Origin of the sequence: Bacillus sp. JNUCC-21 (assembly GCF_041222765.1) — a bacterium.
Lineage (GTDB): Bacteria > Bacillota > Bacilli > Bacillales > Bacillaceae > Bacillus > Bacillus velezensis.
Window position 1 is genome coordinate 2,589,388 of the sequence record NZ_CP166019.1, and the last position, 25,534, is coordinate 2,614,921.

Annotated in this window: 27 protein-coding genes; 6 read left to right on the forward strand and 21 right to left on the reverse strand. The window is 48.0% G+C overall.

Features of this window, described 5'->3' with window-relative positions; all coding sequences use genetic code 11:
* Positions 1-10: 10 nt before the first annotated feature.
* The 9 genes from JNUCC21_RS12820 to ytaF all read right to left on the reverse strand — a co-directional run bounded on the left by JNUCC21_RS12820 (position 11) and on the right by ytaF (position 8,660).
* On the reverse strand, positions 11-1,438 hold the full coding sequence (locus tag JNUCC21_RS12820; protein WP_025284981.1) for a bifunctional 2-methylcitrate dehydratase/aconitate hydratase: 1,428 nt from the start codon (positions 1,436-1,438) through the stop codon (positions 11-13).
* Positions 1,439-1,463: 25 nt separating this feature from the next.
* Complete coding sequence (gene mmgD, locus JNUCC21_RS12825) at positions 1,464-2,561, reverse strand: citrate synthase (RefSeq protein ID WP_150941305.1); 1,098 nt, start codon at positions 2,559-2,561, stop codon at positions 1,464-1,466.
* A 23-nt stretch (positions 2,562-2,584) separates the two neighbouring features.
* Positions 2,585-3,718 carry an acyl-CoA dehydrogenase gene (locus JNUCC21_RS12830; RefSeq protein ID WP_033574138.1) on the reverse strand — a complete coding sequence of 378 codons (1,134 nt, stop codon included), beginning with the start codon at positions 3,716-3,718 and terminating at the stop codon, positions 2,585-2,587.
* Between the two features lie 29 nt (positions 3,719-3,747).
* On the reverse strand, positions 3,748-4,599 hold the full coding sequence (locus tag JNUCC21_RS12835) for a 3-hydroxybutyryl-CoA dehydrogenase (RefSeq protein WP_003153196.1): 852 nt from the start codon (positions 4,597-4,599) through the stop codon (positions 3,748-3,750).
* Between the two features lie 19 nt (positions 4,600-4,618).
* Positions 4,619-5,800, reverse strand: a complete 1,182-nt coding sequence (locus JNUCC21_RS12840; protein WP_369878204.1) for an acetyl-CoA C-acetyltransferase — start codon at positions 5,798-5,800, stop codon at positions 4,619-4,621.
* Between the two features lie 140 nt (positions 5,801-5,940).
* Positions 5,941-6,678: a glycerophosphodiester phosphodiesterase gene (locus tag JNUCC21_RS12845; RefSeq protein WP_007408370.1), complete on the reverse strand. Its 738-nt coding sequence runs from the start codon at positions 6,676-6,678 to the stop codon at positions 5,941-5,943.
* An 87-nt stretch (positions 6,679-6,765) separates the two neighbouring features.
* Positions 6,766-7,392, reverse strand: coding sequence for an N-acetylmuramoyl-L-alanine amidase (locus JNUCC21_RS12850; RefSeq protein WP_069007149.1), 627 nt, complete (start codon positions 7,390-7,392; stop codon positions 6,766-6,768).
* Positions 7,393-7,410: 18 nt separating this feature from the next.
* Positions 7,411-7,728, reverse strand: coding sequence for a hypothetical protein (locus JNUCC21_RS12855; RefSeq protein WP_014721488.1), 318 nt, complete (start codon positions 7,726-7,728; stop codon positions 7,411-7,413).
* 308 nt (positions 7,729-8,036) lie between these two features.
* Positions 8,037-8,660 (reverse strand): sporulation membrane protein YtaF, encoded by a 624-nt coding sequence (ytaF, locus tag JNUCC21_RS12860; RefSeq protein WP_007408366.1) that lies wholly within the window; start codon positions 8,658-8,660, stop codon positions 8,037-8,039.
* Positions 8,661-8,806: 146 nt separating this feature from the next.
* Here ytaF and JNUCC21_RS12865 point away from each other — a divergent pair, with 146 nt between their 5' ends.
* The 6 genes from JNUCC21_RS12865 (at position 8,807) to alr (ending at position 13,120) form a co-directional block, all read left to right on the forward strand.
* Positions 8,807-9,439, forward strand: coding sequence for a helix-turn-helix domain-containing protein (locus tag JNUCC21_RS12865; protein ID WP_007408365.1), 633 nt, complete (start codon positions 8,807-8,809; stop codon positions 9,437-9,439).
* A 296-nt stretch (positions 9,440-9,735) separates the two neighbouring features.
* Positions 9,736-9,873, forward strand: a complete 138-nt coding sequence (locus tag JNUCC21_RS12870) for a hypothetical protein (RefSeq protein WP_014470646.1) — start codon at positions 9,736-9,738, stop codon at positions 9,871-9,873.
* A 93-nt stretch (positions 9,874-9,966) separates the two neighbouring features.
* Positions 9,967-11,085: an NADH-dependent flavin oxidoreductase gene (locus JNUCC21_RS12875; RefSeq protein ID WP_015240192.1), complete on the forward strand. Its 1,119-nt coding sequence runs from the start codon at positions 9,967-9,969 to the stop codon at positions 11,083-11,085.
* Between the two features lie 126 nt (positions 11,086-11,211).
* Entirely contained in the window at positions 11,212-11,424 is a 213-nt protein-coding gene (locus JNUCC21_RS12880; RefSeq protein ID WP_007408362.1) for a spore germination protein, read from the forward strand.
* Between the two features lie 125 nt (positions 11,425-11,549).
* A complete protein-coding gene (locus tag JNUCC21_RS12885) occupies positions 11,550-11,762 on the forward strand; it encodes a spore germination protein (protein WP_003153181.1) in 213 nt (70 codons plus the stop codon).
* Between the two features lie 176 nt (positions 11,763-11,938).
* The gene (gene alr, locus JNUCC21_RS12890; RefSeq protein WP_012117960.1) at positions 11,939-13,120 is read left to right on the forward strand and encodes an alanine racemase; all 1,182 of its coding nucleotides are present in this window, start codon (positions 11,939-11,941) and stop codon (positions 13,118-13,120) included.
* 148 nt (positions 13,121-13,268) lie between these two features.
* On the opposite strand, the gene spo0A is transcribed toward alr, so the two are convergent.
* From spo0A to JNUCC21_RS12950, 12 genes are all read right to left on the reverse strand, one after another.
* Positions 13,269-14,069: a sporulation transcription factor Spo0A gene (spo0A, locus tag JNUCC21_RS12895; protein ID WP_003153177.1), complete on the reverse strand. Its 801-nt coding sequence runs from the start codon at positions 14,067-14,069 to the stop codon at positions 13,269-13,271.
* Positions 14,070-14,349: 280 nt separating this feature from the next.
* Complete coding sequence (gene spoIVB, locus JNUCC21_RS12900) at positions 14,350-15,630, reverse strand: SpoIVB peptidase (protein ID WP_043020798.1); 1,281 nt, start codon at positions 15,628-15,630, stop codon at positions 14,350-14,352.
* Positions 15,631-15,793: 163 nt separating this feature from the next.
* Positions 15,794-17,524, reverse strand: a complete 1,731-nt coding sequence (gene recN / locus JNUCC21_RS12905) for a DNA repair protein RecN (protein ID WP_007408359.1) — start codon at positions 17,522-17,524, stop codon at positions 15,794-15,796.
* A gap of 31 nt (positions 17,525-17,555) precedes the next feature.
* Positions 17,556-18,005 carry a transcriptional regulator AhrC/ArgR gene (ahrC, locus tag JNUCC21_RS12910; RefSeq protein WP_003153173.1) on the reverse strand — a complete coding sequence of 150 codons (450 nt, stop codon included), beginning with the start codon at positions 18,003-18,005 and terminating at the stop codon, positions 17,556-17,558.
* 96 nt (positions 18,006-18,101) lie between these two features.
* Positions 18,102-18,947, reverse strand: a complete 846-nt coding sequence (locus tag JNUCC21_RS12915) for a TlyA family RNA methyltransferase (RefSeq protein ID WP_007612503.1) — start codon at positions 18,945-18,947, stop codon at positions 18,102-18,104.
* On the reverse strand, positions 18,944-20,845 hold the full coding sequence (dxs, locus tag JNUCC21_RS12920; RefSeq protein ID WP_012117963.1) for a 1-deoxy-D-xylulose-5-phosphate synthase: 1,902 nt from the start codon (positions 20,843-20,845) through the stop codon (positions 18,944-18,946). The genes JNUCC21_RS12915 and dxs overlap by 4 nt, the downstream gene beginning before the upstream one ends.
* Before the next feature lie 143 nt (positions 20,846-20,988).
* A complete protein-coding gene (locus JNUCC21_RS12925) occupies positions 20,989-21,879 on the reverse strand; it encodes a polyprenyl synthetase family protein (protein WP_007408353.1) in 891 nt (296 codons plus the stop codon).
* Complete coding sequence (locus JNUCC21_RS12930) at positions 21,869-22,123, reverse strand: exodeoxyribonuclease VII small subunit (protein ID WP_007408352.1); 255 nt, start codon at positions 22,121-22,123, stop codon at positions 21,869-21,871. Before JNUCC21_RS12930 ends, JNUCC21_RS12925 begins: the two co-directional genes overlap by 11 nt.
* Positions 22,123-23,466 carry an exodeoxyribonuclease VII large subunit gene (xseA, locus tag JNUCC21_RS12935; protein ID WP_007408351.1) on the reverse strand — a complete coding sequence of 448 codons (1,344 nt, stop codon included), beginning with the start codon at positions 23,464-23,466 and terminating at the stop codon, positions 22,123-22,125. The genes JNUCC21_RS12930 and xseA overlap by 1 nt, the downstream gene beginning before the upstream one ends.
* Positions 23,467-23,589: 123 nt before the next feature.
* Complete coding sequence (gene folD, locus JNUCC21_RS12940) at positions 23,590-24,441, reverse strand: bifunctional methylenetetrahydrofolate dehydrogenase/methenyltetrahydrofolate cyclohydrolase FolD (protein WP_007408350.1); 852 nt, start codon at positions 24,439-24,441, stop codon at positions 23,590-23,592.
* Positions 24,442-24,452: 11 nt separating this feature from the next.
* Positions 24,453-24,845 carry a transcription antitermination factor NusB gene (gene nusB / locus JNUCC21_RS12945; RefSeq protein WP_007408349.1) on the reverse strand — a complete coding sequence of 131 codons (393 nt, stop codon included), beginning with the start codon at positions 24,843-24,845 and terminating at the stop codon, positions 24,453-24,455.
* A 264-nt stretch (positions 24,846-25,109) separates the two neighbouring features.
* Positions 25,110-25,517 carry an Asp23/Gls24 family envelope stress response protein gene (locus JNUCC21_RS12950; RefSeq protein WP_003153156.1) on the reverse strand — a complete coding sequence of 136 codons (408 nt, stop codon included), beginning with the start codon at positions 25,515-25,517 and terminating at the stop codon, positions 25,110-25,112.
* Positions 25,518-25,534: the final 17 nt, after the last annotated feature.

A 25,534-nucleotide genomic window follows, 5' to 3' on the forward strand; every position in this document is an offset into this window, starting at 1 on the left:
CCCTCCTATTTTATACGAGAAATAAGTCCATAAATTCACTAACGCTGAGCTTCTGCATTCGGCCGCTATGTTCGCAGGCCTCTTTGATTTTACGCTGCTGCTTCAATGAAAAATGAGTGCTGATGTTTGCTGAAAACTTGGCAAGAATCTTCGGAACGGCTTCTTTTCTGCGGAACCGGTGCCCGAGCGGGTATTCACATTCAATCCGTCCCGTAGCCGTGCCGTCTGTAAAATGCACCTGTACGGCATTTGATATGGATCGCTTATTCGGGTCTAAGTAATCTTTTGAGTACGCTTTGTGTTCCGTCACCTCCATTTTGCTCCGCAATGTATCAATTCGCGGGTCAGACGCCGTTTCCTCTTCATAATGATCCGCCGTGATATCTCCGAAAAGCAGCCCGATTGCCGTAATATACTGGAGGCAGTGATCCCGGTCAGCCGGATTGTGAAGCGGCCCTTTTTTATCGATAATCCGGATAGCCGACTCATGGGTCATAATCGTGATCCTGTCAATGTCTTCGATGCGGTCTTTCACCTCAGGATGAAGCCGGACCGCGCATTCCGCCGCTGTCTGGGCGTGAAATTCAGCCGGGTAGGATACTTTAAACAAAACATTCTCCATCACATAGGACCCAAGCGGGCGGGCAAGCTTCATTTCCTGCCGGTTAAACAATACGTCTTGAAATCCCCACCCAGATGCGGTCAGAGCCGTCGGGTACCCCATTTCACCTTTTTGCGCCATAAGGGCCAAATATACGCCTCTGCTCGTCGCGTCGCCGGCCGCCCATGATTTGCGTGATCCGGTGTTCGGCGCATGACGATACGTTCTGAGGCTTGAATTATCAATCCAAGCGTGAGATACGGCGTTATTGATTTCCTCTTTTGAGCCGCCCAGCATTTGTGCGCAAACAGCCGCAGTCGCCACTTTCACAAACAGCACATGATCAAGCCCCACTCTGTTTAAGCTGTTTTCCAAAGCGAGAATTCCTTGAATTTCGTGCGCTTTGATCATTGCGCAAAGCACATCGCGCACGGTAAGCGGTTCTTTCCCTTCTGAAATCCGCACTCTGGATATATAATCCGCACAAGCCAATATGCCTCCGAGATTGTCAGACGGATGACCCCATTCCGCCGCAAGCCACGTATCATTATAATCGAGCCACCTGTTGATACAGCCGATATTAAAAGCAGCCGTGACCGGGTCTAAAACAAAAGGCGTGCCCGGGACTCTGCTGCCGTTGGGCACGGCGGTTCCCGGGACAATCGGGCCGAGCAGCTTTGTACATTCGGGATAGCTGAGCGCCAAAATTCCGCAGCCTATCGTATCAAGAAGCACATGTCCTGCCGTAGTAAAAGCTTCTGAACTGTCAATCTCCTGATGGAGCACGTAATCAGAGATCTCTTCGATTACAGCGTCCATTCGGCGGGGTTCTGTCATGTTTTCATCTTCCTTTCTCATCTGTTTACAGGCGCGCTCCGGTATAGCGGACACGCGGGCGGAAAAGCCGGTTTCGGCTGTGCTGTTCAATGACGTGGGCACACAGGCCGACCGTCCGTGCGCTGAAGAATATAGGCGTGTACAGCGGTATCGGGATGCCGAGCATGTAATAGACCGGCGCTGCGTAGTAATCTAAATTCGGATAAAGGCCTTTTTTCTCCCGCATGACGGTTTCGCCGGCTTCACACATATGATAAAGACGGAAATCACCTGAAAGATCAGACAGCTGTTTCAACGCTTCTTTCATCATGAGCGCCCTCGGGTCCATTTTTTTCATGTAGACACGGTGGCCGAAGCCCATGATTTTTTCTTTGTTTGCGAGTTTTTGAGTTAATAATTGTGTAAACCCGTCTGTATCCTTCGCTTCCTCAAGCATGTACATAACCGCTTCGTTCGCTCCGCCGTGAAGATTTCCCTTAAGCGAGGCGACGGCTCCGGTCAGCGCGCCGTAAATATCCGATTGCGTCGAAGCGATGACACGGGCCGTAAACGTTGAGTTCGGCAATTCATGCTCACTGTATAAAAGAAGCGACCGGTCGAAGATTTCTTCTTCCAAAGATGACGGCGTTTTTCCGGTAATCATATATAAAAAGTTTGCGCTGTATGATAAGGTTCCGACCGGCGCCAAAGGCTCCAGCCCGTTGATGACTCGATAGCTGTTGACCGTCAGATTCGGCATTTTGCCTATCAGTCCGCGTACGCGGTGCTGATTTACGGAAGATGAGCGGTCATCGATGTCCTTGTCAAAGCCTCCAAGCGCGGACAAACCCGTCCTCAGTCCGTCCATCGGGTGAGTATGATCGGGCAGCAGACGGCATATGTGCAAGATTTCCTCGGGAAGGTGTCCGCCGCGCCGAACGTCTTCTTCAAGCGCCGCCTTCTCTTTCACATCAGGAAGTCTGTCTTCCAATAAGAGATGAACAATGTCCATATAGCCGGCCGTTTTAGAAAGCTCAATCAGATCGTGGCCTTTGATTAAAATACTGCCCTGCTGTGTATCCAGGAAAGAAATCCCCGTTTCCACCGCAATGACGCCATCTAAACCGGGAGAATAAGATTCCATGGTTTCGCTCCTTTGCGCACTTTTTATTGAAGAAGATACTTAGAAATAATCAGCCTTTGAATCTCATTGGTTCCTTCATAAATTTGCGTGACTTTCGCATCCCGAAATAAACGCTCCGCGGGATACTCTTTCATATAGCCGTAGCCGCCGTGAATCTGCACAGCCTCCACCGCCGCTTTCATCGCCGCATCGGACGCGAATTGCTTCGCCATAGATGCTTCTTTTCCGCACGGAAGCCCTCGCTGATACAGATCAGCGGCATGATAGACCAATAATTTGGCAGCTTCCGCATTCGTCGCCATGTCAGATAATTTAAATGAAACGGCCTGATTCGAAGCGATGGGTCTGCCGAACTGGCTGCGGGTTTTGGCGTACTCCACCGAGCAGCCGAGCGCCGCTTCGATAATCCCGAGCGCCTGAGCCGCTATGCCGATCCGTCCGACGTCAAGGTTTTTCATGGCGATTGAAAAGCCCTCGCCCTCTTCGCCGAGCCGGTTTTCAATCGGAATTTCCGCTTGGTCAAACTGCAATTCGACAGTATTGGAACCTAACAGTCCGAGCTTTTTTTCTTTTTTTCCGACAGAAAAACCGGGTGTGTTTTTCTCAATGATAAACGCGGAAATTCCCTTTCTCCCCTTACCTGGATCGGTTATGGCGAATGTCAGATACAGATCTGCCGCTCCGCCGTTTGTAATAAAGATTTTTGAACCGTTCAGAATATATGAATCGCCTTTTCGCACGGCTCTTGTTTTCAGGCTCCCCGCATCAGATCCGGATTGAGGCTCAGTAAGCGCAAAAGCCCCAATATATTCGCCCGCTGCCAGCTTCGGAATATACGTTTGTTTTTGGGCTTCTGTCCCGAAATGCAAAATCGGGATTGTCCCTACCGATGTGTGGACGGACAAAATGACGCCGACGGCCGCGCTGACTTTTGATATTTCATGAATCGCTAAAATGTAAGATGTTGTATCAGCACCCGCCCCGCCGTAAGCTTCCGGGACGGGAATGCCCATCAATCCCGCTTCGCCCATTTTTTTAATCAGCCGCTCCGGAAATTCATCTGTTGATTCCATGAACTCAACCACCGGCGCGATTTCCTTGCGGGCAAAATCACGCACCATTTTTCTCATCATGATGTGCTCTTCTGTAAAATGCATGGCTGCCGTCTCCCCTCATGATCTTTACGTCATCTGCCGTACTCATAAAAACCGCGCCCGCTTTTTTTGCCGAGCCAGCCGGCGCTGACATATTTTCTGAGCAGAGGGCATGGGCGGTATTTCGGATCTCCGAGCCCCGCATAGAGAACCTCCATAATGGAAAGGCACGTATCCAGCCCGATGAAGTCAGCTAATGTTAAAGGACCCATCGGATGCCGCATGCCGAGCTTCATCACCTCATCAATCGCTTCCTTTGAAGCTGCTCCTTCGTAAAGGCAATAAACGGCTTCGTTAATCATCGGCATTAATATGCGATTAGATATAAAGCCCGGGAAGTCATTGACTTCGACAGGGGTTTTATTCATCCGGACGGCAAGCTTCTTTACTGTTTCCGCCGTTTCTTCCGATGTGGCGAGTCCTCTGATGACTTCGACAAGCTCCATGACAGGAACCGGATTCATAAAATGCATGCCGATTACTTTTTCAGGCCTTTTTGTGGCCGCGGCAAGCTCCGTAATGGGAAGAGAAGACGTATTGCTTGCCAATACGGCATGAGGGGGACAGATTTTATCAAGTGTGTCAAACAATTCCGCTTTTGCTTTTTTGTTTTCGGCAATGGCTTCAATGATAAAATCAGCATCTCCCGCTTCTGTGAGCTCCGCCGGGGAAATACGGCTGAATACGGCATCTGTCTCCTTCTGTGACTTCCGTCCTTTTGCCTGCTCTTTCTCCAGGTTTGTCTTTATGCGGTGAAGACCTTTTGTTACCGTTTCCGGCTCCCAATCGTATAACTTGACGGTAAACCCGGCTTCTGCGGCCGTCTGAGCGATGCCTGCTCCCATCTGACCGGCACCTGCGACCATGATTGTTTTCATCTTCATCCGGCGCTCCCTCCTTTGATCAGTACACCTCCAGCAGGACAGCATCTCCTTGAGCCGCTCCGCTGCATATAGCCGCTATGCCTAACCCCCCTCCGCGACGCTTTAATTCGTATATTAAACTCATGATGATTCTCGCTCCGCTTGCGCCGATCGGGTGGCCGAACGCGATTGCCCCTCCGTTTACATTCACTTTCTCCCGGCTGAACCCGGCTATTTTTTCACTCACGAGCACGACGGACGCAAATGCTTCATTTACTTCAAACAAATCAATATCGTCAACGGACAGTCCGGTTTTTTTCAAGAGCCGGCTGATGGCCTCTCCCGGCGCGCTTGCCAGCTCGGACGCTTCCAGTCCGACGGACGCAAAGCCAAGTATCGCTGCGAGCGGCCTGACATGCTGCTTCGCGGCTTTTTCCTCTGACATCAGCACAAATGCTCCGGCCCCGTCATTTACACCGGGAGCGTTTCCGGCTGTAACCGTTCCGTCGGCTGTAAAAATTGGCTTGAGCGCTGCGAGCTGCTCAAGGCTCGTATCAGGGCGCAGCCCCTCATCCGCTTCAACGGTATGCTGTTTGCCCTTTTTGCCGGTCCAGGTGACGGGGACAATTTCTTCACGCAATTTGCCCGCCTCGGCCGCCTCAGCCGCGCGTTTCTGGCTCAAAAGAGCGTAATGATCCTGTTCATCCCGGGAAATGCCGTACTTTTTGGCCGCAGTGCTTCCGTGGACAGCCATATGCACCTGGTCGAACGCACAGGTCAGCCCGTCATGAACCATTAAATCCTGAAACACCCCGTCCCCCATCCTCACACCCCAGCGGCCGGCCGGAATGGCGTACGGAATGTTGCTCATGCTTTCCATTCCGCCTGCAATCAGCACGTCCGCATCTTTCGCCCGGATCATTTGATCACAGATAGTAACGGCCCTGAGCCCTGATGCACAGACCTTATTAATGGTTTCAGCCGGAACGGACCACGGAAGCCCGGCATATCTTGCAGCCTGCCGTGCCGGAATCTGCCCGGCACCCGCCTGGACGACCATTCCCATCACCGTTCCTTCCGCTTCGCTTTCACTGATAGCGGCGCGCTTGATTGCTTCTTTTATGGCGATGCCGCCAAGCTCGGCCGCCTTTACCTCTTTTAATGCGCCGCCAAATTTTCCGAACGGCGTTCTTGCCGCACTGACGATAACCGTTTTTCCCACAATTTTGCCTCACTTTCAATAAGATAAAAGATAACGCTTACACAAAACGCCCTGTTACAATATATGAACCGGCTGACCGAGTTATGAGTGCACCGCCTTTTTCCCGCCCATAAAAAAAGAAGACTGTCTGAACAGTCTTCTCAGCTGCGGCATTCTTCTTTTATAGAAACAGCCAGCTTTGGATAATCGGTAAAAATTGCGTCTGCTCCCGCTTTCATCAGCTGCTTCATATCCTCAGGACGATTGACGGTGAACGGACGGAGCGCCGCTTGGTGTTTTGCAAGATGTTTGATCACTTCAGCGCTCACCGCCGGCGTACCGAGCTTCGGATGATAACCCGAAGCGGGAATGGCGGCAAGATACCGTTCAGGCCGGTACAGCACATCCATTGTCAGCACCGCCCGTTCAATTTCAGGCGCCAAGGCGTGGCAAACCGCAAGACTCTCATGATTAAATGAAGAAAAAATAACGCGCTTTTCCAGTCCGTAATATCTGACTTTTTTAATCACTTCTTCTTCCATTCCTTCGTAACGGAATACACTGTTTTTCAGCTCAATGTTTATCAGAAAATCACCACGTTCCGCAAAACGCAGCACATCTGACAAAAGCGGAATTCTGACACCTTTAAAAGCATCTTTCCATTTTCCGGCGGCATCGGCGGTTCTGATTTTGTCATACGCCGTATCTTTCACAAATCCTTTCAAAGACGTCGTGCGGTCGAGTGTTTCATCGTGAATGACCACGATCCGGCCATCTTTTGTCATCTGTACATCAAGTTCGATTCCGTCAGCCCCGTCCTCAATCGCTTTTTTGAACGCGGGCATCGTATTTTCAGGGCAGTCGCCCGACGCCCCCCGGTGGGCAAAAATATTCGTCATATGTGTCACCTCAGGTGTTTGTCATCGGTTTTCTCTATTATAATCGTTATGCACATAAGGAGGGCGCTATTTACACATATTTTATAATTACCGTCCGCTGTAATAGGTTTCGATTCCGTTTACAACGGCGTCCGCGGCGTGCTCTTGTCCGTTATCGCTTTTCAGCTTGTCCGCATCTTGAGGATTTGTGATAAAACCTAATTCAGCCAGCACACTCGGCATCTTTGAATATGTAATGACATAAAAAGGAGCTTCTTTTACGCCTCTGTCCTTCATCCCTAAAGACGTGACAAGCTGCTGCTGGATGTCGGAAGCAAGCCTTTCGCTGTCTGCTCCTTCATATGTCGAATTAAAATACGTTTCCGTGCCCGATGCCGTTGAGACGGCTGAATTCGTATGGAGGCTGACGAATAAATCGGATTGGCTGGCGCTTGCTTTCGCCACCCGCTCGTCCAAACGTAAAAAAGTATCGTCAGTCCTTGAAGCAACAGGTTTTGCGCCTTCTGTCTCCAATTTGTCGATCACCTTGTTTGACACCGCTAAATTGATGTTTTTCTCAAGCAGTCCATTTCCGCCGGCCCCGCTGTCTTCTCCGCCATGTCCGGCATCGATATAAATGGTTTTCCCTTGCAAAGGTTCAGCTGCATAAGCAGACGGCGCAAGCAGAAGCAGAGCGGCACCGAAGGCAGCAGCGCTTTTTGTCAGTAAACCCACGTTTTTTCCTCCCCGTTTTCACATATCTGTTTCTTTTTTCAGTTCCTCAAGCCGTAATTGTCCGTTGCTCTCTTTTTTATAGGTGATTTGCACCGCCGTATGTTCAGGCAGAGACTGACATTCAAACCGCTTAGCGAAAGGCACCTTCACCTCTTGCCTTTCTCCGTCAATTTCGACCGCGATCGTATCGTTTCCGGCCGCTTTTATAAATGTTCCTTCCTGTGTAAATGACGGCGCCGCATCAGCCTCCGCGGTATACTCGCAGCCTGATAACAGCCATGCGGTGAAGATCAGAAGTATGACAGACTTCACACAGATCACCTCACGTTTTCTCATTCGGCTTTATCTTTGAACAGAATAGCCGATTTGTAAAGGGAGCCTCCATTCCTCCAGCGCTTTTCCATATTTGGAATGAAGGCTATCTGACCTGCTGTTTACCTGAACTTAGAAAGAAAACAAGCTGATCAGTCTATGAAAAAGGTTCTGTCTGAAGGCCGAATATGCAGAATTTAACGGAAACGGACGACTTTCTGTTCATTTTGAAAAAATATCAGATCGGCAAAAAAAGAGAGCCGCGTCATGCGCTCTCCCGAATAGAAACATTCATATTTATTTTGAGCTTTTCATAAAATGAACGGGACAACTTAAAAGAGCAGCGTATTGGCGGCAATGATGAGAATAATCACTCCGCTCAGCACCGTGCTGAACTGTCCGACGTGAAAAGAACCGATGCGCAGTGACGCGGCTTTTTTTCCAAGCGAGCAGCCGATCCATATGGTCAGAAAGCTTCCGACCGCCGCAGTGATGGAAATGGCAGCGGGAGAAAGCCCGATCAACCCCGCGCTTAATCCGTTGGTCAGCGCATTTGCGGATACGGCCACCCCGAGAACCATGGATTCCAATATACCGATTTCTCCCGAACCGTCGGCATCCGCTGCCTCCGGATTTTGCAGCAGACCGGCAAAACGGCCTTTTTTTCCTGACGCGCCAACACGCGCTGTTTTTCTCGGCACAGCCAGCAGAATGATGCGGATACCGATGACAGATAAAATAAACGCCGCCAGTAATACAGGAAGAAAGCCCGGTAAAACGGCTGAAATCCATTTGCCGAAATAAATTCCGATATAACTGAATACAAAACAGATAAAAGCGATCATCATATTTGACGCATGCGATATTTTGATTTTTCTGATGCCGTATGACATCCCCACTCCTAAATTATCAATGCTCGAGGACACTGCCAAACCTAAAATCAATAACCAAGCCATGTTCGTTTCTCTCCATTCTTTGATGTCTTTTCAACATGTTGTGCCGTTGAATCTACACTATCCTATTCAGCAGCACAGAAAAGGTACCTATTCTGCAAAAATTATTGATTAATGATCATCATTCCGGCGGAAACGAGGTGACACCCTTGACAGAAAATAAAAATACGACACTGGGGCCCCTTTTAAAATCACTGCTTGATAAGCACTCGCTCTCCATGAGAAAACTCGGCGCCTTAACAAACATTGATACGGCCACCATCTCCCGGATTATAAACGGCAAGCAGAAGGCCAATTTAAAGCATCTTCAGGAATTTTCAAAACATCTCCGCACCCCGCTGGAGGAATTGCTTGAGGCGTCAGGCATAGACATCGGCCATGAAAAAGAAGCTGCGCCGCAAGACCCGATGCACGCGATTCAGGATATGCTGAATATGGCCGAGATGTTTGATCAGCCTTTTTCCCGGGAGCAAATTGAGCGCGAACTGACCAGATATGAACAATATGCCAAAACCCAGCAGGGCCATCGCCTGATTTGCGATGAGTTTCAAAAGAAAATGGACAATGAAGAAAGCGTCGGCCCTTTTATTGATCATTTGAAAAACATGCATCATCAGTATATGGATGAATCAACACCGGCTGAAGACCGCGCGATTCTCGGGAGCGCGCTGCTGTATTATATTTTAGCGACCGACGTCATTCCGGATTACATGTTTCCGATCGGCTACCTGGATGACGCCATCGCCGTTCAAATCGCTTTGAACCGGCTGAAAAAAAAGTAAAGGCGCTTAAAAAAGCGCCCTTTTTGTGTTGAAAAATATGAAACACCGCATTACGGTTTTGTCAAAACAGAGACAGCTGTCATATGATACATCAACCTAACAAAAAGGAGGGTGTCTTCTATGGACAGCAACACAGTTGTGGCAGTGTGCGCTCTGTTAAGTGTTGTGATTCAGATCGGAACGATATTCGCCGCAGGAAAGTGGAAAAAAGAATAAATAAAAACAAATTGACGGTTTTTTCGCACAAGCGTATGCTTATAAATAACCTTGTAAAAGATAAGAAAGAAGATATGTATATGAAAAAAATCATTCTCCTCTTCGCCGCCGCTGTCATATTCAGCTCGATCGGCCATCAAATTTCAGGAGGATATAAAGATCCTGAAAAGGAACGGAGAAAACCGTTTCATTCGTTTAAATGGTTCAGCCGGTCATAACCTCAGGAAGAAGAACAAGCAAAATAATTGCACACAATTAAAACATAAGCTAGAATACGGACGAGTTAAACTCCTAAGGAAGAAGGCGAAATGATGAAGCAAACTTATAAACCGCTGTTTGAACCTTTTACGTTCGAAAGCGGCGTCACCATACCAAACCGTATTTCAGTTGCACCGATGACACACTATTCATCAAATGATGACGGAACAATTTCCGACCGTGAATTAAGCTACATTACTCCCCGTTCAAAAGAAATGGGCATGGTCATTACGGCATGTGCAAACGTAACGCCGGACGGCAAAGCGTTTCCAGGCCAGCCCGGCATCTATGATGATTCTCACATTCCCGGCTTGAAAAAACTCGCTCAGGCGATCCAGTCTCAAGGAGCGAAAGCCGTTGTGCAGATTCACCACGGAGGATTGGAATGCCCTCCTGAACTCGTGCCAAACAACGACGTCGTCAGTCCGAGCGGCTCAGAAGAAGACGGGAGACAAACGTCCCGGGCTCTCACCGAACAAGAAATTGAGCACATCGTGAAAGCATTCGGCGAAGCGACACGCAGAGCGATTGAAGCCGGCTTTGACGGTGTTGAAATTCACGGGGCAAACGGATACCTGATTCACCAATTTTATTCACCGAAAACAAACCGGCGCACAGACCGCTGGGGCGGAAGCGATGAAAAGCGCCTTGCGTTCCCGCTTGCAGTCGTTGACGCTGTCAAACAGGCAATTGATACACACGCTGAAAATCCATTCGTTCTCGGCTACCGCCTGTCACCGGAAGAGCCGGAAACACCGGGGCTTACAATGAAAGAAACATTCATGCTCGCCGACGCGCTTGCGGAAGAGAACTTGGATTATCTGCATATTTCACTGATGGATGTCAACTCCAAAGCCCGCCGCGGGGCGGATTCTTCACGGACGCGGATGGATTTGTTAAACGAACGCGTCGGCCATAAAGTGCCGCTGATGGCCGTCGGTTCCATCTATACCGCGGACGAAGCACTTGCTGTATTAGAAAGCGGAATTCCGCTGGTGGCTCTGGGACGTGTCATTTTGATTAACCCCGAATGGGCGGTGCTGGTCAAAGAAGGCCGCGAACAGGAAATCGAAAAAGCCATTCAAGCATCTGAAATTGAGAAATACCGACTTCCTGAACCGTTATGGGAAATGATTCAGAATACAGGCGGCTGGGTGCCGTTTGAAAAGTAGACTAAAAAAACTGCCGGATGTCCGGCAGTTTTTTTGATTTACAAGTTTTTACCGCTTTGTTTACTCCTATTTCTAATACACAGCGTACATATAGTAAATAGATTAATAGAAAGGAGACCGTATATGATGGCTGGTTTTCCTATTACGATTAACAGTCTTTCCGGAAACGGGGTTGTCAATGTCGGCGGTGCGTTTTCGATAAGTCCTTTAACCGTATCAAAAACCGTCTACGGCTCAGGTGGGGGAAATACAGGGATGGTCCTGCAAATGAATCAATCCAGTACATCTCAATCTTCAAGCTCTCAATACTCTGATCAAAATGTAACGAAAACATTATGACATCCGTATTTCCCTCCCTTTCCGGCTGGCAGCAGCCGGATTCTTTTTGCCGTTTTGTTTAATCTTATTCCATATCACAGCGTACATATAGTTAGTAGACTGTGAGAGAAAGGAGAAAAAATAGAATGAGCGGTTGCCCGATTACGATAAACAACGTATCAGGAAACGGAGTTGTCAATGTTGGCGGCGCCATATCCATCAGTCCGCTGACTGCATCAAAAACTGTTTTCGGTGCCGGAGGGGGAAATATCGGCATTGTCATTCAAAACAATGCTGTAAGCCAGTCCAAAATGTTTGAACATCAATTTTCAGATCAGAATATTGTAAAGTCAATTTAAGGGCTGCCATGCAGCCCTTTCAGCATAAATAAAGCAGACACACTGATTTCCCAAAAACTTGATTTTTAAACATCAGCGATCACCTTCCCTTGTTTTGAATGATTTCAGTTCAAGGTGAATAGAATGCAGATTGAAAGCATGAGTACTGAAACTCATTAAGGAAAGAAGGAATCGTGATGAAAAAACTTTGCCGGGAAGTTTGGATTGAAGTTGACCTTGATGCGATAAAAAAGAACGTACGGGCGATCCGCCGCCATATTCCGAATACGTCTAAAATTATGGCCGTCGTAAAAGCGAACGCTTATGGCCACGGCTCTGTGGAAGTAGCGCGGCAGGCACTGGAAAGCGGGGCAAGCGAGCTCGCTGTCGCCAGCGTCGAAGAGGGAATTGTGTTACGGAGAGCGGGAATTACGGCACCTATTCTTGTGCTCGGCTTCACAGCTCTCAGCTGTGTGAAAAAATCTGCCGTTTGGAACATAACATTATCAGCGTTTCAAGTCAGCTGGATCAAAAAAGCGAATCGGATATTGGAAAAAGAAGCAGATTCGAAACGGCTGTCCATTCATATCAATGTGGATACGGGAATGGGCCGGCTGGGTGTGCGTACGGAAGAAGATCTTTTAGCAGTGGTGAAAGCGCTCAAGTCGAGTACATATCTGTCATGGGATGGCATCTTTACACATTTTTCAACAGCGGATGAACCGGACACTGAGCTGACGATGCTGCAGCACGAAAAGTTTATCAGCTTTCTCCGCTTTTTAAAAAATCAAGACATTACGCTGCCTACCGTGCATATGTGCAATACAGCCGCCGCTATCGCATTCCCGGAATTCAGCGCCGACATGATCCGTTTAGGCATTGGGTTATATGGTTTATATCCGTCCGCCTCGATAAAGGAACTGAACCTCGTGGATCTCACACCCGCACTAAGTTTAAAGGCGCGTATCGCTTATGTGAAAGCTATGGTGACAGATCCCCGGACCGTCAGTTATGGCGCCACATATATCGCCGAACCGGGTGAAATCATCGCGACGATTCCGATCGGCTATGGTGACGGTTACTCCCGCGCCCTGTCCAACCGCGGGTTTATTCTTCACCGCGGCAGACGGGTGCCGGTGGCGGGGAGAGTGACAATGGATATGATCATGGTCAGTTTAGGTGAGAATGAGGGCAAACAAGGAGAAGAAGTCGTCATCTACGGTAAACAACAAGGTGCCGAGATTTCCGTTGATGAAATTGCCGAAATGCTCGGTACGATCAGCTACGAAGTCTTATCTGTGTTAAGCCGCCGCGTCCCCCGCTTTTATTTCAGAGACGGCAAAATCATTAAAATATCAGCTCCGGTATTATACGTGTAGACGGCATAGATCCCGCATTTATGTATAGAACAAGTAACGGCGTGAGTGATTTCCATTGTTTTCGCCAGCAAAATTTCAAAACGCCTTCTCTTCCGCGTTCATGCACGGAATAGAAGGCGTGAAAAAGACATCTAGCCAAAAGCTTGCGTTACGAAGCTTTATGCTCCAATCTCAGCTTGTCAGCAACCATCGCGATGAATTCCGAGTTGGTTGGTTTTGCTTTTGTCATGCTTACCGTATATCCGAACAGTGAAGAAATGGAATCAATATTTCCCCTGCTCCATGCGACTTCAATGGCGTGGCGGATGGCCCGTTCTACACGGCTTGCGGTCGTGTTAAATTTTTTGGCGATGTCGGGATAAAGGACTTTTGTGATGCTGCCGAGGAGTTCAATATCGTTATACACCATGGAAATGGCTTCACGCAAATAAAGATAGCCTTTGATATGGGCAGGCACACCGATCTCATGGATAATGCTTGTAATGCTGGCATCGAGATTTTTCCGCTTCGGCTCAGGCTGGCTGCGGATAATGCTGCTTTGCGCAGACGGCGCACGGTGTGTGACACTGCTGACATTTCCGCTTACCTGGCGGATATGGCCGACAAGGTTTTCCATATCAAACGGCTTCAGGATGAAATAGGACGCGCCTAAATCGACGGCTTTTTTCGTAACGTCTTCCTGACCGAATGCCGTCAGCATGATGACGTTCGGCTGCTTCTCGAGCTCTGATTCCCGCAGACGCTCCAAAACCGCAAGTCCATCCAGATGCGGCATGATAATGTCTAAAACGAGCACATCTGGATTCTTATCTTTAAACAAAGAAAGACATTCCTGTCCGTTATAAGCAACGCCGATCACTTCCATATCATCCTGTCCCTCTATATATTCACTCAACAGGCTTACAAGCTCTCGATTATCATCAGCAACACAAACTTTAATTTTCTCCACGTTTCTTCCTCCCCCAATGTATTAACAGGACGCAACCCATTTGACTGCTACATGTTACATTCGACAAAACCACTACTTCCCCTTTTAAAAAATCCATATTTACCAATAATAGTGGTATATCTTTGTTTTTCTAGCATTTTCTAGGTTTTTCGACTAAAAATTAAGTTTGACAAATCAGGAAACGTGAATTTGTCGAAAAATCTTCATGTCTTATTTTACATGAATCCAGGAAAGAAGTGAAGAACGCATCACATAAAAAAACTGCCGGATCATCCGGCAGTCAGCTTGCTTTGTCTTTCCCGTAAACATCAACACCCGCTTCAGACAGCATCCATTCGATATGAACGCCGTAGCCGCTTGTCGGATCATTGACAAATACGTGGGTTACGGCTCCGACGACCTTTCCGTTCTGGATGATCGGGCTTCCGCTCATCCCCTGAACGATTCCGCCGGTTCTTTTCAGCAGTTTCGGATCTGTCACTTTCAACACCATTCCCTTTGTCGCCGGGAATTTTTGCGGCGTGGTGCTGACGATTTCAATATCAAATTTCTCTACTTTATCGTTTTCGATAACCGTCAGCATTTGCGCAGGTCCTTTTTTTACTTCATTTGACAAAGCAATCGGAAGCGCTTTGTCGGAAATGTTGTTTTTAATCGGCTGATGCAGTGTCCCGAAGATGCCGAACGGGCTGTTGCGGTTAATATCGCCGATCGTTTTCCGTTCTGACGAAAACCTTGCCAGTTTTTCGCCGGGATTGCCGCCTTTTCCTTTTTCAATTGATGTTACAGTTGAACGGACGATTTCTCCGTCTTCTACAACAATCGGTTTTTTTGTATCCATATCAGAGATGACGTGGCCCAATGCGCCGTATTTTTTTGTTTTCGGTTCAAAAAAAGTCATGGTGCCGATGCCGGCTGCCGAATCGCGGATATAAAGGCCGATTCGATATTTCCCCTCGGCTTCGTCCTTTGTCGGAATCAGCTTTGTTTTGATTTTTTGCTTATCGCGTTTCACCAATAAATCCAAAGATTCACCGGTTTTGCCCGCTTTTTGAATAAACGGGGCGATGTCGCTCATTTTTTCAATTTTATGTCCGTTCATTTTAATAATGATGTCGCCAGATTCAATTCCCGCTTGTTCTCCCGGAGACTTTTTTCCATCCTTTGTCATCACTTGGTGAAAACCGACCACCAAAACACCGACTGAATGCAGTTTTACACCGATGGACTGTCCGCCCGGAATGACCTTCAATTCTGGAAGGACACGCACTTTCGTTTTTTTAATGGGAAATCCGGCAAGATCATATACTACTTCTGACCGGCCTTGTGTTTGCCCTGTTATGTTTGCATGGCCGTGCTCTTCTTTCAGCGTAAAGGCTTCTGATAATTCGCCCTTTTCAGCGCTTATTGATGCATTGACCGAAACGGCCTGTGTCTGGTTTTCAAAGACGCTCATTTCTGATGGTATCAGTAAATATTCTTTAAATGGCTTAAAAAAGCCTACACTTAGTAAAGAAACAAGGAGAATTACACCTATTGCTTTCCTCATGTTATCGTGCATTCATTCCTTCACTCTCCTCGCTCCTATCCCACACCACTTTCTTTTTCTGCTACATCTATACTTTTGCCTTCCTGCGCTTGATTTATAACCGGCATACGAAGAAAAACATTGGATACACTGTTAGAGAAATGGAACAAAAAAATAAGCTGCCTGTATCAGCAGCTTATCCTGTCGTTTTTACCTGTCCGGCCTGTTTTAAAAGCTCTTGTGCATGCCGTTTTGTCAGATCGGTCACTTCGACGCCCGCAATCATGCGGCCGATTTCCGCTACCTTGTCCTGTTTGGAAAGCGGCGTGACATGCGTTGTCGTCCGGCCGTCTTTGAATTCTTTTGCGATTAGAAGGTGCGTATCCGCCATAGCGGCAACCTGCGGCAGGTGTGTAATGCAGAGCACCTGTGAACCGGTCGATACTTTATGGATTTTTTCCGCGATGGCTTGGGCAACCCGCCCGCTTACACCGGTGTCCACTTCGTCAAAGATGATGGAGGTGACATCCTGCTGGGAAGAAAAAATACTCTTCATCGCCAGCATCACCCTTGAAAGCTCGCCTCCGGAAGCGACCTTTGACAGCGGTTTTAAAGGCTCACCGGTGTTTGTTGAAATTAAAAACTTCACAAGGTCAATCCCCTTTTGGGTAAGCTGCACGGGCTGCCCGTTAACAACCGGTGCTTCACTGGCTGACGGATCGGTTTTCACGAGAAATTCCGTATCAAACGTTGATTTGCCCATATACAGACTTTTTAATTCCTGATGAATCGCTTCCGCCAGTTTCTTAGCCCAAGCTTTTCTGATTTTTGATAAATTGGCGGCTTCTACGGCCACATCTTTGCCGACCGACTCCAATTCCTTCTTCAGCGCTTCAAGGTGGCTGTCGCGGTTCTCGATTTGATCGATTTCCTCTTCTATTTTAGAGCCGTATTCCAAAATGTCTTCTACCGTCGCTCCGTATTTGCGCTTCAGCTGTTTAATTTCGTTTAAACGGGTTTCAATAAAATTCAGCCGTTCCGGGTCATATTCCAGATCATCTAACAGATTGCGCATCTGAAAGGTTGCATCCTCCAGCAGATAATAGGAACTTGACACACTTTCAGACAGCTTTTGCAGCGGTTCATTGATATCCGAAATATCTTCAAGCTGGGCAGAGGCCATTCCGACCCAGTCAAGCCCCCCCTGCTCGCTGCGGAGCGCATTATAGGCGTTTTGCAATGATTCATAAATTTTTTCGAAATTGGATATCTGCTTCCGTTCTTCCTGAAGAAGCTCGTCTTCATTCAATTCAAGCTTCGCCGACTCGATTTCTTCAAGCTGAAATTGAATCAGGTCTAACCGATGCGCCATTTCCTGCTCGCTTTCTGACAGCTTCTTCACTTTTTTGAGCAGCTTCATATAACGCTCATAGCCTTCATGGTAAGCCTGAAGCGCGGATTCGGCCTCAGCGCCCGCAAACCTGTCCAACAGCTCTAAGTGTTTATCGTCCTCCATTAACAGCTGGTTATCATGCTGTCCGTGAATATCTAATAAAAGTCTGCCGATTTCCCTCAAAGCCGCAATCGTCACTAATTTTCCGTTGACACGGCAGACGCTTTTTCCTCCGGCATTAATGTCCCTTCTCATGACAATCATGTCGTCAGATGCGTCTATTCCCTGCTCACGGCATACTTCAAAAACGGGATGACCGCTGTCCAAAAGAAACAGTCCTTCAAGCTCGGCCTTTGTTTCACCGTAACGGACAAATTCAGACGAGCCGCGGCCGCCGACTAATAGGGAAACGGCGTCTATAATAATTGACTTGCCGGCCCCTGTTTCTCCCGTCAGGACGGTGAGCCCCCGTTCAAACGAAATCGTCAGTTCCTCTATAATGGCAAAGTTTTTTATTGATAGTTCAGCTAACAAACAGCATTCCACCTTTTATCTGATAATTACGCTACAGCAGCTCCAAAAGACGGCTTTGAACGCCCTCCGTATCTTCAGGCGTCCTGCAGATGATTAAGATCGTGTCATCTCCGCAAATCGTGCCCATGATTTCTTCCCATTCGAGATTATCCATCAGAGCGCCGATTGCCTGAGCATTCCCCGGCATCGTTTTTAATACGATCATATGGCTTGCTGAGTCAATTTTTACGAACGCATCCATTAATGAACGCTTCAGTTTTGACAGCGGATTGAACCGCTGATCCGCCGGCAGGCTGTATTTGTAGGAGCCGTTGTTTGTCGGCACCTTAACGAGATGCAGCTCTTTAATGTCTCTGGAGACAGTCGCCTGAGTTACCTTATATCCTTCTTCTCTCAGCATGTCAACTAAGTCATCCTGCGTTTCAATCTCATGGCTTGTAATAAGCTCTCTGATTTTTATATGCCTTTGGCCTTTTGTCATGTAAGCACCTCTGTTTTCAAGCTGTTCTTGTCATTATGTTAACCGCTTCTTGATAAAAAGTACATGATGGCAGAAAAAAGGAATAATAGCCCCCTATTATTCCGGTACATCTGTCTTTTTGGCTTTTAATGTCTCATGTGCTTCGCGGACGGTACGGAGAATGTCTTCTTCCGGCAGTTCAGCGCCGTTTCCGTCTTCTCCGCCCCATTCCAAATGAAGCAGAAACTCAATATTGCCGTCTCCCCCTGTAATCGGTGAGAAGGACAGTCCTTTCACTGTATATCCTTCAGAAGCGGCAAATTGATTCATGCGGCGGAGAACGTCAGTATGAACGCCGGGATCTCTGACAATGCCTTTTTTTCCGACGGATTCCCGCCCGGCTTCAAATTGCGGCTTCACCAGTGCGATACAATCGCTCCCCGGTACAAGCAGCGTTTTTAAAACCGGCAGAATGAGGCGGAGTGAGATGAAAGAAACATCGATTGTCGCAAATTCCGGCAAACCCTCTGTGAAATCGGAAGGCTCGGAATAGCGGAAATTCGTTCGTTCCATGACGACGACCCTCTCGTCCTGTCTGAGCTTCCAAGCAAGCTGATTATAGCCGACATCCACTGCGTAGGACCGCTCGGCTCCGTTTTGGAGGGCGCAATCCGTGAATCCCCCCGTAGACGAGCCGATGTCAATCATCGTTTTGCCTTTTACCGAGACGGGAAACACTTCCAGGGCTTTTTCAAGCTTTAATCCGCCTCTGCTGACGTATTTAAGAGGGTTTCCTTTTACCGTTAACGGAAGATCCCGGGCGATTTTTTCACCCGGTTTGTCCAATCGGTTTTCATTTGAGTATACGATGCCCGCCATAATGGCGCGTTTCGCTTTTTCCCGCGTTTCCGCAAGGCCTTTTTCTACAAGAAGTACATCTAATCGTTCTTTTTTTGCTGTCATGATCCAATTCCTTTATGTGTCTTCGGCGGCATCAGCAGTTTGATCCGGTTCATAACCTCAGCCTTAGTGAGACCGATTTCTTCAAGCAGGGCGGTTACGCTGCCGTGTTCAATAAACCGGTCTGGGATGCCCATTCTGTCAATCGGTGTATGATACATGCCGAGGTCATGAGCGTATTCAAGAATCGTGCTGCCGAATCCGCCTTCAAGCACGGCTTCTTCTATCGTTAAAATCGGCAGACCTTCATTAAGAATGGCCTTCATCATTTGTTTATCAATCGGTTTTATGAACCGCGCATTCACGACACGCACGGACAGGCCTTCTTTTTGCAGTTCTTCAGCCGCTTCCAGCGCCATTTCAATGGTCGTACCGAATGTTAAAATGACCGCGTCTTTTCCGGGACGGAGCACTTCCCATGTTCCGATCGGAATGGTTTTCAGCTCTTTATCCATCTTTACGCCGAGCCCGTTTCCGCGCGGGAAGCGCATCGCGATCGGACCCTCCTCATAATTAAGGGCTGTATTGACCATATGGCGGCCTTCATTTTCATCCTTCGGCATCATTAAAACGAGGTTTGGTATATGCCGCAAAAAGGCGATGTCAAAGACGCCTTGATGCGTCTCCCCGTCAGCGCCGACCAAACCGGCGCGGTCAATGCCGATAAATACATTCGCGTTTTGACGGCAGATGTCATGGACGACCTGATCGTACGCCCGCTGCAAAAAGGTCGAATAAATCGCAAGAAACGGCTTCATGCCTTGGAGCGCCATTCCAGCCGCCATCGTCGCCGCATGCTGTTCTGCGATTCCGACATCAAACATGCGTTCAGGGAATTCTTTCGCAAACCCTTCCAGTTTGGAGCCGACCGGCATGGCCGGTGTAATGGCGACAATTCTGTCATCCTCACGTGCCAGCTCCTGCACGGTGCCGCTGACAAGTCCGCTCCATGAAGGCGCCGCGGCTTTCGGCTTGACGAAATCACCCGTATTGATTTTATAAGGACCCGTTCCGTGCCATGTGCCGATTGTGTCGGTCTCAGCCGGTTTATAGCCTTTGCCCTTTTTCGTGATGACATGTAACAGGACAGGGCCTTTCGTTTTTTTGGCGTATTGCAGGTTTTCAAACAGTTCGTGGTAGGAATGACCATCAACCGGGCCTAAATACGTAAAGCCCAGCTCTTCAAAAAACATGCCTGACACAAGCATATATTTCAAACTGTCTTTTATCCGTTCAGCTGTGGCGGCCAATTTTCCGCCGACGGCCGGGATGCGCTTAAATAAATATTCAAGCTCGTCTTTTACCCATTGATATTTGCCGGCCGTGCGAAGCCGTCCCAGCATAGAATGAATCGCCCCGACATTCGGCGCAATGCTCATCTCATTATCATTCAGGATGACGATCATGTCTTTTTTCTCATCACCGATATGGTTCAGCGCTTCAAGCGCCATTCCTCCGGTTAAAGCGCCGTCTCCGATAATCGGGATGATATATTCTTTCGATCCTTTAATATCACGGGCGGCAGCCATTCCCATCGCGCCTGAGAGCGAGGTTGAGCTGTGGCCTGTTTCCCATACGTCATGTTCGCTTTCGCTGCGTTTCGGGAAACCGCAAAGCCCTTTATATTGGCGCAAGGTTTCAAACTCCTTGCCGCGTCCGGTTAACAGTTTATGAACATAGGACTGATGTCCGACATCCCATAAAAATTTATCTTTCGGACTGTCAAATTCTTTGTGAAGCGCAATTGTCAGCTCGACAACCCCGAGGTTCGGCCCGATATGGCCGCCAGAGGCAGACAGCGATGTGATGAGGAAATTGCGGATCTCCTCACTCAGCTCTTCCAGCTGTTCAATTGACATCTTTTTAAGAAATGACGGGTCCTGTATTGATAAAAGATCCAAAGCGGATCAACTCACTTTCAGCATGAATTTCTGCAAATTAAACAGTGTCTTTTTGAAAAAAGAAAAAGACTCCCTTTGTATTTTCATCGAAACTGCTTACATTTTACCATAGGAGCGGCAGCCCCTTCAAATCAGGACCGTTTTTAATGATCTCTCGCCGCGATTAAATCACAGAGGTCATGCAGCAGTTCTTTCTGAAGAGAAAGGCCGCTGATGATCTGTTTCGCCTCGCTGATATGATACGCAAGCTTTTCTTTCGCGCCTTCAAGCGTTAAAAGCGACGGATACGTTGATTTTTCGTTCGACGTATCTGAGCCGACCGGTTTGCCGATCCTCTCCTCATGCCCTTCAATATCAAGGATGTCGTCTCTGATTTGAAATCCGATGCCGATATGGCTGCTGAACAGACGCAGCTTTTCGACTTCATCCTCCGGCGCATCTGCCAAAATGGCGCCCGCCGTCACGGAAAAACCGAGGAGCTTGGCCGTTTTCCGCTCGTGGATGGATTCCAGCTCCTCAAGCGTTATCCGCTTTTGTTCCGCTTCCATGTCGGCAGCCTGTCCGCCGACCATTCCTTCCGTTCCCGCCGCGCTGATCAGCTCATCGACGAGACGGAGTCGTTTTTCTGCTGAAACCGCCTCAGACACATGAGATGTGATCAGTTTAAAGCTTTCTGTCAGAAGCCCGTCTCCGGCCAATACGGCTGCCGCTTCTCCGAAGACTTTATGGTTTGTGGGCTTTCCCCGGCGCAGATCATCATCGTCCATGCAAGGCAGATCATCATGGATTAAAGAATACGTATGAATCATTTCGACAGCGCATCCGACCGGAATCCCGTCTTTTTCATCTTTTCCGTAAGCATTCAGAACGGCTAAGACGACGAGGGGGCGCAGCCTCTTTCCGCCCGCTTCCAAAGAATACAGCATAGATTTTTTGAGGGTTTCCGGCATCGCAAGCCGTTCTGTATACAAAGAAAGCTGCTGTTCAATCAGTTGTTTGCGCGATGCTAAAAATGCGTCCAGTTTATTTGTCACCTTCGTCTTCCTCCTGAACGCTGAAAGGTGCAAGTTCGCCGTTATCTTTTAAAATAAAGTCCATTTGCTTTTCGACATGCTGAAGCTTTTCATGGCACATTTTTGAAAGGGCCATCCCTTCCTGAAAATAATTAATCGCCTGCTCCAGCGGCACGTCTCCTTCTTCAAGCTTTGCCACAATGCCTTCAAGGCCTTTCATCGCCTCTTCAAATGTCAGCTCTTCACTTTTTTTGGTTTCTGTCATTATCGTTCGCCTCTCTTTTGCAATACTTCACACGTCAGAACGCCGTCTGTCATCTTTACTTCAAGCGTATCATTTTGTTCCACTTGATCAACGCTTTTGATCAGCTCTTTGTCTTTATAGGCCAGGCTGTATCCTCTCTCCATCACCTGAAGGGGACTTAATGCATTCAGTTTACCAAGAACCGTCTGAAACTGCGAATGAAGCTGCTTCAACTGGACATTCATGCTTCGGGCGAGCTGATTTGAGCGCTCCTCGTACCGTTTTTTCGCCTGTTTCAGCTGGGTTTCAGGGTGAAGCGCCGTTAATCTGTACGTATTCCGCTCCAGCTGCCTTTGTTTCCTGTCCGTAAGCCCTGTGAGCTGTGATTGGAACTGCTGATACAAAAGGTCAAACTGCTGTTCTTTTTGGGTATACAATCGTTTCGGAAAACGGAACGCGTAGGATGACTGGAGCGATTGAACCCGTTCTTTTTTCTTGCTGATATGCTGCTGCATCGCTCTTGTCAGGCGGACTTCCGCCGTTTTTGTCCGTTCCATTAAGTCCGTCGTGTGGGGGACGGCGATTTCTGCCGCTCCTGTCGGCGTTGCCGCCCGGATATCCGCGACGAAATCACTGATTGTAAAATCTGTTTCATGTCCGACGGCTGATATAATCGGAATGGCGGAAGCAAAAATCGCCCGGGCCACGATTTCTTCGTTAAATGCCCACAATTCTTCGATCGAGCCCCCTCCCCTTCCGACGATCAGGACGTCACACATTTTTTGTGCATTGGCTTCTTCAATGCGCTTCACAATCGATCTGCTGGCATTTTCACCTTGAACGAGCGCGGGAAGCACAATGACTTTCACAAGGGGGTATCTTCTTTTGAGTGTGGTAATGACGTCTCTGACGGCTGCTCCCGTCGGTGACGTGACGACCCCGATCGTGGCCGGAAAAGCGGGGATGGCCTGCTTATGCCGGTCATCAAACAACCCTTCGCCGGCAAGTTTTTTCTTTAATTCTTCATATGCTAAGTAGAGCGCCCCCACACCGTCCGGCTGCATTTCTTTCGCGTACAGCTGATAGCTTCCGCTCGGTTCATAGACGGAGATGCCGCCTCTTACGATGACCTTCATTCCGTCTTCTGGCTTAAACGCAAGCCTCGAACTTTGCCTCTGAAACATGACGGCCTGCATGCGGGCATGCTCATCTTTTAATGTAAAATAGATGTGGCCTCTCGTATGAATTTTAACATTGGAGAGCTCACCCTTAATCCAAATGTCTTCAAGATGAGGGTCCACATCGAATTTTCGTTTAATGTATTTGGTCAGCGCGGAAACCGTGACATATGCCGCTTCACTCACATCCTGCACTCCTTTCATAAAGGCTTTTTGCCCTAAACTAAGAAAACCCGCTCTGGCTGAAAGGAGCCTTAAGAAGCGGGTATCGTGCTCATTGTCACAATTTTTGTGACTGTCTCCGGTTATCTATGATAACGTACGTCTGGCAGATTTAACAGTATTATGCGCAAGCATTGTGATGGTCATCGGACCTACTCCGCCCGGCACCGGCGTAATGAAAGATGCTTTTTCTTTCGCTTCATCAAACTGAACGTCTCCGCAGAGTTTTCCGCTTTCGAGACGGTTGACGCCGACATCAATGACAATGGCGCCCTCTTTGATTTGATCGGCTTTGATGAAGTTCGCTTTACCGACCGCTACCACAAGAATATCTGCTTTTTTCGTATGCTCAGACATATTTTTCGTGCGGGAATGGCAATATGTGACGGTCGCGTTTTCGTTCAGCAGCAGCTGGCCGACCGGTTTACCGACAATATTGCTTCGTCCGACTACAACAACTTCTTTGCCGGAAAGATCTACGTTCGTCTTTTTCAATAACTCGACAATTCCGTGCGGCGTGCATGGAAGAAATGTATCTTCGCCAAGCAGCATTTTCCCGACGTTGAGAGGGTGGAAACCGTCAACATCCTTATCAGGGGAGATCCGCTCGATTACGGCTTTTTCAGAAATATGATCCGGGAGCGGCAGCTGGACGAGAATGCCGTGGAATTCCGGATTTTGATTATACTGATCAATCACTGTTAAAAGCTCCGCCTCGGTTAAGCTTGAGTCAAAGCGGTCAAGCTTAAATTTCATTCCCATTGTTTCAGCGGCTTTTTTCTTGCCTGTCACATATGAAACAGAAGCGGGATCGTCTCCGATTAAAATGACCGCCAATCCAGGCACTACGCCTTGTGCTTTCAGCTCTTCTACTTCTTTTGCCAATTGTTCGCGTTTTTCTTTAGCCGTTTCTTTTCCGTCGATGATTGTTGCAGTCATTTTCTTTCCTCCTATGATTCGATATCAGTTTTAATGTTAGAAAGAACCCCGTTTACGAATTTTGCAGCTTTATCGTCGCCGAACCGTTTTGCCAGCTCGATTGCTTCGTTTAATGACACGTTAGCAGGAATGTCGTCAGAATAAACCATTTCATACACCGCCAGACGCAGGATCGCGCGGTCTACGTTTGCAATCCGGTCAAGCTTCCAATTGACGAGATGGCCGGAAATCATTTCATCAAGCTGAACCTGATGTTCGATCACTCCGTACACCAGCTGTTCAAAGAAGGCATCTGTTTTTTCACCATCAAGCGCGTGCTCAATGGCATCGTTCGGTGCAATATCGCTGACATCAATCTGAAAAAGTGCCTGCAAAGCTTTTTCTCTAGCTGTTCTTCTTTTCATTTTCTTTCTCCTTCAGATCCGCTTTATCCGCTTGTCGTTAAGCTTAAAGAGATCATAACATATTTTTTTCTCAATCGCATGTCGAAATTTAGGTTTTTTCACCCTAATGCCGAATATTTTCACAAACCGTATTAATTTCATTCGGATTTCACAGCATGAAGAAACTCGGCTGCCGTTTGTAAGCCGGCTTTCTTCATGCCTGAAATGACGGGAAACGTATAAAAAACCAAAGGGCTGCCCATCCCCTTGGTTTTTATACGCTCATTACATTTCTTCGTCGATTTCGACTTCTTGGGCTTTCGTGTCAAATTGAATGCCGACGATATGAATATTGATTTCATTAATGGTCAGAGACGTCATGTTTAATAAGGTTTGGCGGATATTCTCCTGAACGCTTGCCGCCACTTTCGGGATCGAGATCCCGAATTGAACGACGCAATAGACGTCGATGGTAATCCCGTCATCGGCTAAATCGACCTTTACGCCTTTGCCGTGATTGATTTTGCCGAAGCGTTCTACGACGCCCGTGGCGAAATTGCCGCGCATTTCAGCAACTCCTTCAACTTCGGAAGCGGCGATGCCGGCAATGACTTCAATGACCTCAGGAGCAATTTCAACCTTGCCTAAATGAGCCTCATCATGATCCATTTTAAGCACACTGTTGTCTTCCATTCAATTCACCTCCCGCA